This is a genomic window from Phocaeicola sp. (assembly GCF_048170425.1).
Taxonomy (GTDB): Bacteria; Bacteroidota; Bacteroidia; order Bacteroidales; family Bacteroidaceae; genus Phocaeicola.
This window is the reverse complement of the sequence record NZ_DBEXBB010000311.1, coordinates 1-9,532: the sequence shown is the minus strand read 5'-3', so window position 1 is coordinate 9,532 and position 9,532 is coordinate 1. Positions and strand designations below refer to the sequence as shown.

Here is a 9,532-nt window from a genome sequence, read left to right as displayed (position 1 = left end):
GGTGGAACAGGAAAAATCAAAAACTTATATTTTAAAGTCATTTCTTCTGCAAGAAGGGAATTTTTTCTTTCTACTTTTGTACCAGTAGTTAACCAAATAAACTTTTAGCATGGATTCCAAATATTTTATTGCATTTGATTTAGGAGCAACCAGCGGAAGAACCATATTGGGGACGCTGACCGGTGATAAATTGACACTTGAGGAAGTTACTCGCTTTCCGAACCAGATGCTGCAACTTAACGGACATTTTTACTGGAATATTTTTTCCTTGTATGAGAATTTGAAGAAAGGCCTGGCTGCCGTAGCACAGAAGAAAGTGCCTGTCACTTCTATCGGTATCGATACTTGGGGAGTGGATTTTGCTTTTGTGAACGGGGAAGGATCATTGATAGGTCTTCCGTATGCGTATCGTGACCCGCAGACTATCGGTAAGAAGGAAGAGTTTTTTGAAAAGGTGATGTCGGCAGATGAGTTGTATGGAAAAACAGGAATCCAGCATATGGATTTCAACAGCATTTTCCAGTTGTACACCTTGAAGCAGCGGAAAGATTTCGGACTGACGCACGCCAGTCGCCTGCTTTTCATGCCGGATGCACTTTCTTATTTGCTGACTGGAAAGATGGTGACAGAATATACCATTGCATCGACTTCTCAGTTGCTGAATCCGGAAACGCGTAAGCTGGATGAGAAATTACTGGAAGTACTGGGGGTTAACAACTCGTTGTTCGCGGATATGGTGGAACCGGGAGCAAAAATCGGTATGCTGACCAAGGATTTGTGTGAAGAACTTCAGATAGAACCGGTTCCGGTGATTGCTGTAGCCGGACACGATACGGCTTCTGCCGTAGCGGCTGTACCAGCTGCCAATAAGAACTTTGCTTACTTGAGCTCAGGCACCTGGTCGCTGATGGGAATTGAAACAGATGGGCCGGTAGTCAATGAAAAGACGACTCATTATAACATTACGAATGAAGGTGGAGTGGATGGTACCATTCGTTTGCTGAAGAATATCACTGGTATGTGGATTGTAGAACAATGCCTGAAGAAATGGCATAAGGAAGGAACGGATTATACGTATCCGCAGATGGTGGAACTGGCTCAGGCCGCTCGTCCGTTTGCTTGCTTCATCAATCCGGATGACCCGGGATTTACGAATCCGCAGGATATGCCGAAAGCTATCTGTGAATATTGTGCACGTACCGGTCAGGATGCGCCGCAAACACACGGTGAGTTTATCCGTGTCATTTTTGAGAGTCTGGCACTGAAATACCGTGAGGTACTCGATGTATTCCGTGAACTTTCTGTAAATCCGATTGAAAAGTTGCATATCATTGGAGGAGGCTCACGAAACAAATTGCTGAACCAGTTTACTTCGAACGCCATCGGTTTGCCGGTAGTGGCCGGACCGAGTGAGGCTTCTTCGATTGGAAATATTATGCTTCAGGCTAAAGCTGCCGGTGTAGTAAGTACGTTGCAGGAAATGCGTAACGTGATTTCCGTCAATGTAGAGCCGGATTATTTCTCTCCGGCAGATGCAGAAGTGTGGAACGAAGCTTATCAAAAATATATATCAATCATTAAAAAATAATTTGCCATGAAAGAACAAATGATTATCAATGCGTATGAAGTCGCAAAAGAACGCTATGCTAAATTGGGTATCGATACGGATGCCGTAATGGAAACTTTACAGTCTGTACCTCTGTCAATGCACTGCTGGCAGGCAGATGATGTGACAGGATTCGAATCACAGGGTTCACTGACCGGAGGTATTCAGGCTACTGGAAATTATCCGGGAAAGGCTCGCAACATTGAGGAATTGCGTGCAGATATTCTGAAGGCTGCTTCTTACGTACCGGGAAAGCATCGCTTGAACTTGCACGAAATCTATGGTGAATTTGGTGGACAGTTTGTTGACCGTGACCAGGTGGAAGTAAAACATTTTGAAGGCTGGATGCAGTGGTCAAAAGAGAATGATATGAAGCTGGATTTCAACTCTACTTCTTTCTCTCACCCGAAGTCTGGCAACTTGTCTTTGTCAAATCCGGATAAGGCTATCCGTGATTTCTGGATTGAACATACCAAACGCTGCCGTGCCATTGCTGAAGAAATGGGTAAACGTCAGGGTGACCCTTGTATCATGAACTTGTGGGTGCATGATGGTAGCAAAGACATTACCGTAAACCGCATGAAATACCGTGCATTGCTGAAAGATTCTTTGGACCAGATTTTTGCACAGAAATATGACAATATGAAGGACTGCATCGAGTCAAAAGTATTCGGAATTGGTCTGGAAAGCTATACAGTGGGTTCTAATGACTTCTATATTGGTTATGGTGTACAGAACCAGAAACTGATTACATTGGATACCGGTCACTTCCATCCGACAGAAAGTGTGGCTGATAAGGTTTCTTCTCTGTTGCTCTATGTACCGGAACTGATGCTGCACGTAAGCCGTCCGGTTCGTTGGGACTCAGACCATGTAACCATCATGAATGACGATACACTCGACTTGTGCAAGGAAATCGTACGTTGCAATGCGTTGAACCGTGTACACATCGGTCTGGATTACTTCGATGCATCTATCAACCGCATCGGTGCGTATGTAATCGGTATGCGTGCTACACAGAAGTGCTTGCTGCAGGCATTGCTCGAACCGCTGAACACGCTGCGTGACTATGAAGAAACTGACCGCGGTTTCCAGCGTCTGGCATTGCTCGAAGAATGCAAGTCATTGCCTTGGGGAGCTGTATGGGATATGTTCTGCTTGAAGAATAATGTACCTGTAGGCGAAGAATACATTGCTGAGGTTGAAAAATACGAAGCGGAAGTAACTTCCAAGAGAAATTAATCTTACAGCCGGATGGCGGGAAAAGCTGGTTTAGCCCGTCATCCGGCTGGCTTAATTTATAGGCTATGGAAATCATTATCGGATTGTTGATTATTGCAGTGGGAGCATTCTGTCAGTCGAGCTGCTATGTACCCATTAATAAAATAAAGAACTGGAGCTGGGAATCTTACTGGATTGTGCAGGGAGTATTTGCCTGGCTCGTTTTTCCTTTCTTGGGAGCGTTGCTAGCTGTTCCGGATGGACACAGCCTTTTTGAGATTTATGCGGCTCATCCAGTGGATACGCTTTGGGCGATGTTCTTTGGTGTACTCTGGGGAGTAGGCGGCTTGACGTTTGGTTTGAGTATGCGTTACCTTGGGGTAGCATTGGGGCAGTCTATCTCGCTGGGAACTTGTGCCGGATTAGGAACTATCTTGACACCTATTTTTACGGGTCACATGGAGGAGCTGACTATGCCGGTCATTGTGGGAGTAATTGTGACTTTGCTGGGTATCGGTATCATCGGTTATGCCGGAAACATGAAGTCGGCCAGCCTGAGTGAGGAAGAAAAGAAAAAAGCGGTGAAAGATTTCAATTTTACCAAAGGAATTTTCGTAGCTTTATTGGCGGGTTTCATGAGTGCCTGTTTCAGCATCGGATTAGGATTCGGACAAAGTTTGTGCTTCCCGGAAAGTGCAGAAGTGTATAAAACTCTGCCGGCCACTTTTATGGTGACTGCCGGAGGTTTCCTTACCAACATGGTGTATTGTTTCTATCAGAATGCAAAGAACAAGACATGGGGCGATTATGGAAAGACTTCGCTTTATGTGAACAACATTTTATTCTGTGCTTTAGCCGGTGTGTTATGGTATAGCCAGTTCTTTGGCTTGAGTCTGGGAAAAGGCTTCCTGGTAGCTTCACCGGTACTGCTTACGTTCTCCTGGTGTATCCTGATGTCGCTGAATGTGACATTCTCGAATGTGTGGGGAATTATTTTGAAGGAATGGAAAGGATGTTCTGCAAAGACCATCTGGGTACTGGTATTGGGACTGATTGTCTTGATTGTATCTTCTTTCCTTCCGCAGTTATTGAAATAAAAATCAAATTTAAATACGTAATATGATGAAATCAATTCTTGAAGGACGTCCGGGTTTGGCCCGTGAAATCAATAAAGTGGCCGAAGTGGCCGGATATTTGTGGCAAAAAGGATGGGCTGAACGCAACGGTGGAAATATCACTATCAATGTAACAGAGTTTGTGGACGATGAAATCCGTCAGATGCCGGCCATCAGTGAGCCGAAACAGATTGGAGCGGTACTGCCGCATCTGAAAGGCTGTTACTTCTTCTGTAAGGGTACTCAGAAACGTATGCGCGACCTGGCTCGCTGGCCGATGGAAAACGGTTCTGTGATTCGTATCTGCGACGATTGTGCCAGCTATGTCATTATTGCTGACCAGCCGGTGATGCCGACTTCGGAAGTGGCTTCTCACCTGACTGTTCACAATACGCTGATTGCGGAAGGTGCCCAGAAAAAGGCTACCGTACATACACACCCCATCGAACTGGTGGCAATGAGCCATACTCCGAAGTTCCTGGAAAAGGATGTGCTGACTTATCTGTTGTGGAGTATGATTCCGGAAACAAAGGCATTCTGTCCGCGTGGATTGGGTATCGTGCCTTATAAGATGCCGAGTTCAGTAGAATTGGCAGATGCTACACTGAAGGAATTGGACGATTACGATGTAGTAATGTGGGAAAAACACGGTGTGTTTGCCGTAGGTACTGACGTAATGGATGCATTCGACCAGATTGACGTGCTGACCAAGGCTGCCCAGATTTATATCAATGCCCGCTGCATGGGATTTGAACCGGACGGTATGACGAAAGAGCAGATGCAGGAACTGACAGACGTGTTCCATCTTCCGAAATAAATATTAAATCTAACCTTTTAAACCATGAAATTATGTACAGAATGATTTTGAACGAAACCTCTTACTTTGGTGCCGGATGTCGCGAAGCCATCGCTACTGAAGCTAGCCGCAGAGGTTTCAAGAAAGCTTTTTTTGTAACTGACAAGGACCTGATTCGTTTTCACGTAGCCGACAAGGTGGTGGAAGTGTTCGAAAAGGCAGGTATTCCTTACGAAATATACAGTGATGTAAAAGCCAATCCTACTATTGCGAATGTGCAGAACGGTGTGGCTGCTTTCAAGGCTTCCGGTGCTGATTTTATCGTGGCATTGGGGGGTGGTTCTTCCATTGATACGGCGAAAGGTATCGGTATCGTGGTGAACAATCCGGAATTTGCAGATGTACGTTCGTTGGAAGGTGTAGCAGACACGCGGCATAAAGCAGTGCCGACTTTTGCTCTGCCTACTACTGCCGGAACTGCGGCTGAGGTTACTATCAACTATGTGATTATTGATGAGGCTGCTACCAAGAAAATGGTATGTGTAGACCCGAACGATATTCCGTCGGTAGCTATCGTAGACCCTGAGCTGATGTATTCTATGCCGAAGGGACTGACTGCGGCTACAGGTATGGATGCCCTGACACATGCCATTGAAAGCTACATTACTCCGGGAGCCTGGGTGATGTCGGACATGTTCGAACTGAAGGCCATTGAAATGATTGCCAAGAACCTGAAGGCTGCCGTAGACAATGGCAGTGACCCGGTGGCTCGTGAAGCCATGTCGCAGGCACAGTATATTGCCGGAATGGGATTCAGCAACGTAGGTCTGGGAATCGTTCACTCTATGGCTCATCCTCTCGGTGCACACTATGACACTCCGCACGGCGTAGCCAACGCATTGCTGTTGCCTTATGTCATGGAATACAATGCAGAATCTCCTGCCGCACCGAAGTACCTGGATATTGCCAAGGCGATGGGAGTAGATACTGCCGGCATGAGCGAAGCAGAAGGTGTAAAGGCTGCGGTAGAAGCTGTCCGCCAGCTTTCTTTGAGCATCGGTATTCCGCAGAAGTTGCATGAAATCGGTGTGAAGGAAGAAGACTTGCATCAGTTGGCCATCGATGCGTTCAATGATGTCTGCACCGGAGGTAACCCTCGTCCGACTTCAGTAGAAGACATTGAAGCTCTTTACCATAAGGCTTTCTAAGCATCCATATTGTTTTATATACAAAGCGTCCGCAGTTTCCGGTGAGTTTTCCGGGACTGCGGACGTTATTTTTTTGAGGATTTCTAAGGGAAAAAGCGGCCTTTTGAGATATCAAAAAAAACGCCTTTGCGTTTACTTTCAAACGCTTTTACGTTTGGATTGAAACGCAAAGGCGTTTCAGATGAAATGTACTTGCGTTTGGTTTCAAACGTCCTTGTGTTTTGGAGTAAACGTAAGTGCGTTTTTGGGCGAGGTATTTTCCCTTAATTTTCCTTGCTCTTTCGCTGTACGATGCGGGCACCGGCAGGTACACTTTCCGTTACCCAGATGTTGCCTCCAATGGTAGCTCCTTCACCAATAGTGATACGTCCCAGAATGGTGGCATTGGAGTAGACAATCACATTGTCTTCCAGTATCGGATGACGTGGAATACCCTTGATGGGATTTCCCTGTTCGTCGCAGGGGAAACTCTTGGCACCCAGTGTGACACCCTGGTACAGTTTCACGTGATTGCCGATGATGCAGGTCGCACCGATTACGACACCCGTACCGTGGTCAATGGTAAAATGATGTCCGATTTGTGCACCCGGGTGAATATCGATTCCCGTTTCGGAGTGAGCCATTTCCGTGATGATGCGCGGAATAAGAGGTATGTTGAGCCGATGGAGCTCGTGGGCAATCCGGTAGTTGGTCACTGCACGGATGACGGGATAACAGCAGATGATTTCACCGAAGCAGGTGGCAGCCGGGTCACCGTAGTATGCGGCTTCCACATCTGTCGCTAAAATCTGGCGGATTTCCGGCAGACGGCTGATAAATTCAGCAGCTAACTGGGTAGCCGTGGCACGGCAGGGTGACTGACAGTCGCACTGGCCTGAATTTTCCACCCCGAAACACAGTCCGGCCTGTATTTGTTCAATAAGCAGAGAGAACAGTTCTTCAATATTGACACCAATGTGGTAATTGATGGTCTGGCTGTTGATGGTAGAATTACCGAAGTAGCCGGGGAACAAGATGGTGCGTGACAATTCCACGATACGTTCCAGTGATTTTCCGGAAGGAAGCGGCTCGCCCTCTCTGTGTTGATGGAACAGTCCACGGTAAGATTGGCTGTCGGAAAGTTCGTCAACAGCCTTTGTCAGTATATGTGTGTAATCAATTGGACTCATGATTCTTTCTTTTTGATAATGGGCAAAAATAACGATATTTTGTGATGAATCCAATAAAATCTTATTTTTGTGGAAAAATCAGAATGGTATGGTCGTAAACAAGAAAAATCCGTTTGCCTTCAAGGCAAAACAGAGCAATAAGAAAAAGACAAGTGGAAAACGGGTGGGAAAGTCTCGTCCGGAGAAAGCGAATAACCAGTTGAACCGCAGGGTGAAATGATAAAAATCCCCACTTCCATCTCTGAAAACAGAAACTTTCCAGAAAGAAGCGGGGAAATAATTTAGTTATAAAGTGGTTCGTTATGCTTCAGCCAACACAAAATCCAGCTGTTTTTTGGCCAGGTTGGCACGGGCTACCTTAATCTTAATCGGGTCGCCGAGACTGAATTTCTGATGGTGACGACGTCCGATGAGGCAGTAGTTCTTCTCGTCGAACTCATAGAAATCGTTGCCCAAGTCGCGCATGGCAATCATGCCCTCGCACTTGTTTTCGTTGATTTCTACGTAAAGCCCCCATTCTGTGACACCAGAAATTACACCGTCGTACACTTCTCCGATGCGTTCACCCATAAATTCCACCTGTTTGTACTTCACGGATGCACGTTCCGCACTGGCAGCGGTCTGCTCCATGGCCGAACTGTGTTCGCAGAGTGTTTCATACTTGTCGGCCTGTGCGCTTCGCCCTCCAGCCAGGTAACGGGTAAGCAGACGGTGTACCATCAAGTCCGGGTAACGGCGGATAGGAGAGGTGAAATGCGTGTAGTAATCGAATGCCAGTCCGTAGTGTCCGATGTTATAAATCGAATAGCGTGCTTTCTGCATGGCGCGCAAGGATACTGTTTCAATCAGGTTTTGTTCTTTCTTGCCTTCAATTTCGTTGAGCAGGTGATTCAGTGATTTGGAAACTTCAATCTTGCTGCCTCCCGTACGGATTTTGTAGCCGAAGCGGGCGATAAACTGGTTCAGGTTATCCAGCTTGTCGGGGTCGGGCAGGTCGTGGATACGATAAGGAAGTACCTTCGGCTTTTTGTTCTTCGGAACTTTTCCTACGTATTCTGCCACCGTCTTGTTTGCTAACAGCATAAATTCTTCAATCAGCTTGTTGGCTTCTTTAGACACCTTGAAGTATACGCTGAGCGGTTTGCCTGTCTCGTCAATTTCAAATTTTACTTCGCAGCGGTCGAAGTTGATAGATCCTGCGCTCATTCGTTTCTGCCGCAGAATCTGAGCCAGACGGTTCAGCTGAAGCACTTCTTCTTTGTAGTCACCTTCTCCTGTTTCAATAATTTGCTGCGCTTCTTCGTACGTGAACCGACGGTTTGATTTGATGACCGTATGACGGATACGGTAGTTCTTCACTTCTGCCTTTTCATTCATATCGAAAATGACAGAGTAAGCCAGTTTTTCTTCATCAGGACGCAGGGAGCAGATAAAGTTACACAAGCGTTCTGGCAGCATCGGGATGGTACGGTCTACCAGATAAACGGACGTGGCGCGCTTGGCAGCTTCCTTGTCGATGATGCTTCCCTCTTTTACATAGTGGGATACGTCTGCAATGTGTACGCCGACTTCCCATAGCCCCGGTTTCAGGGTGCGGATAGACAGGGCGTCATCAAAGTCCTTGGCATCTTTCGGGTCGATGGTGAACGTCACGACATCGCGGAAATCTTCTCGTTCGGCGTAATCTTCCGGAGTAATGTCTGCCGACAGCTTTTCCGCAGCAGCCTCTACCGCCTGTGGATATACGTACGGCAAGCCGTATTCGGCCAGGATGGCGTGCATTTCAGTAGTGTTGTCGCCCGCTTTTCCAAGGATGTCGATTACTTCGCCAAACGGATTCTTCGCTTCTTCCGGCCATTCGGTAATACGGACAATGGCTTTGTCGCCGTTCTTTCCGCCCTTCAGCTTGTCTTTCGGGATAAAGATGTCGTTGGCCAGGGTACTGTTTTCTGTGAGTAGGAAAGCATAGTTTTTGCTCACCTTCAGTACACCGACAAAAGTTTCGTTGGCATGTTCCAGGATTTCGATTACCTGTGCTTCCAGTTGATGCCGTTTGCGCTTGGCGCACAAGGAAACTTTCACCTTGTCGTTGTTCATCGCATGGGCAGAGTTGCGTTCGGCAATGAAAATGGGCTCTCCTCCTTCCTCAGGAATAAACGAGTTCTTTCCATTACTTTTACGTACGAAGGTTCCGGTCAGAATCTGTCCTTTGTCATTGATTTTATAGCGCCCTTTTTCGATTTCAATCAGGAAGTTGTCTTCCAACATTTCTTCCACTACGTCTATGCAGAGCATTTTTCCCGGATGGGTTGTAAGTTTTAGAGCTTGGAACAACTGCTTGAGGCTGAATGCTTCATTCGGCTTTGTGCGGAAATAGTTGAGCAGCATTTCTACGAGCTCTTTTTTCTTCAGGTGTT

The 9,532-nt window shown here is 46.6% G+C and carries 8 protein-coding genes; 6 read left to right on the top strand and 2 right to left on the bottom strand.

Annotated features, from left to right (window positions below; all coding sequences use genetic code 11):
- Positions 1–109 precede the first annotated feature (109 nt).
- The 5 genes from ACMJ0U_RS11945 to fucO all read left to right on the top strand — a co-directional run bounded on the left by ACMJ0U_RS11945 (position 110) and on the right by fucO (position 5,946).
- On the top strand, positions 110–1,588 hold the full coding sequence (locus ACMJ0U_RS11945) for a rhamnulokinase (RefSeq protein WP_417130114.1): 1,479 nt from the start codon (positions 110–112) through the stop codon (positions 1,586–1,588).
- Positions 1,589–1,594: 6 nt separating this feature from the next.
- Entirely contained in the window at positions 1,595–2,848 is a 1,254-nt protein-coding gene (locus tag ACMJ0U_RS11940; RefSeq protein WP_417130113.1) for an L-rhamnose isomerase, read from the top strand.
- Between the two features lie 65 nt (positions 2,849–2,913).
- The gene (rhaT, locus tag ACMJ0U_RS11935; RefSeq protein WP_417130112.1) at positions 2,914–3,924 is read left to right on the top strand and encodes an L-rhamnose/proton symporter RhaT; all 1,011 of its coding nucleotides are present in this window, start codon (positions 2,914–2,916) and stop codon (positions 3,922–3,924) included.
- Positions 3,925–3,949: 25 nt separating this feature from the next.
- Complete coding sequence (gene rhaD, locus ACMJ0U_RS11930; RefSeq protein ID WP_007560202.1) at positions 3,950–4,759, top strand: rhamnulose-1-phosphate aldolase; 810 nt, start codon at positions 3,950–3,952, stop codon at positions 4,757–4,759.
- A gap of 32 nt (positions 4,760–4,791) precedes the next feature.
- Positions 4,792–5,946 (top strand): lactaldehyde reductase, encoded by a 1,155-nt coding sequence (gene fucO, locus ACMJ0U_RS11925; protein ID WP_417130111.1) that lies wholly within the window; start codon positions 4,792–4,794, stop codon positions 5,944–5,946.
- A 263-nt stretch (positions 5,947–6,209) separates the two neighbouring features.
- Here the strand turns inward: fucO and ACMJ0U_RS11920 are convergent, their stop codons facing one another.
- Positions 6,210–7,115, bottom strand: a complete 906-nt coding sequence (locus ACMJ0U_RS11920) for a serine O-acetyltransferase (protein ID WP_417130110.1) — start codon at positions 7,113–7,115, stop codon at positions 6,210–6,212.
- A 67-nt stretch (positions 7,116–7,182) separates the two neighbouring features.
- On the opposite strand from ACMJ0U_RS11920, the gene ACMJ0U_RS11915 reads away from it, so the two are divergent.
- On the top strand, positions 7,183–7,335 hold the full coding sequence (locus tag ACMJ0U_RS11915) for a hypothetical protein (protein ID WP_417130116.1): 153 nt from the start codon (positions 7,183–7,185) through the stop codon (positions 7,333–7,335).
- An 80-nt stretch (positions 7,336–7,415) separates the two neighbouring features.
- Here the strand turns inward: ACMJ0U_RS11915 and rnr are convergent, their stop codons facing one another.
- Positions 7,416–9,527, bottom strand: coding sequence for a ribonuclease R (rnr, locus tag ACMJ0U_RS11910; RefSeq protein WP_417130115.1), 2,112 nt, complete (start codon positions 9,525–9,527; stop codon positions 7,416–7,418).
- Positions 9,528–9,532 lie beyond the last annotated feature (5 nt).

What these genes read in the sequence shown, in the direction of transcription:
- rhaT (WP_417130112.1), top strand. Translation starts at nt 2,914, where the DNA reads ATGGAAATCATTATCGGATTGTTGATTATTGCAGTGGGAGCATTCTGT.
- fucO (WP_417130111.1), top strand. Translation starts at nt 4,792, where the DNA reads ATGTACAGAATGATTTTGAACGAAACCTCTTACTTTGGTGCCGGATGT.
- ACMJ0U_RS11945 (WP_417130114.1), top strand. Translation starts at nt 110, where the DNA reads ATGGATTCCAAATATTTTATTGCATTTGATTTAGGAGCAACCAGCGGA.
- ACMJ0U_RS11940 (WP_417130113.1), top strand. Translation starts at nt 1,595, where the DNA reads ATGAAAGAACAAATGATTATCAATGCGTATGAAGTCGCAAAAGAACGC.
- ACMJ0U_RS11920 (WP_417130110.1), bottom strand. Translation starts at nt 7,115, where the DNA reads ATGAGTCCAATTGATTACACACATATACTGACAAAGGCTGTTGACGAA.
- rhaD (WP_007560202.1), top strand. Translation starts at nt 3,950, where the DNA reads ATGAAATCAATTCTTGAAGGACGTCCGGGTTTGGCCCGTGAAATCAAT.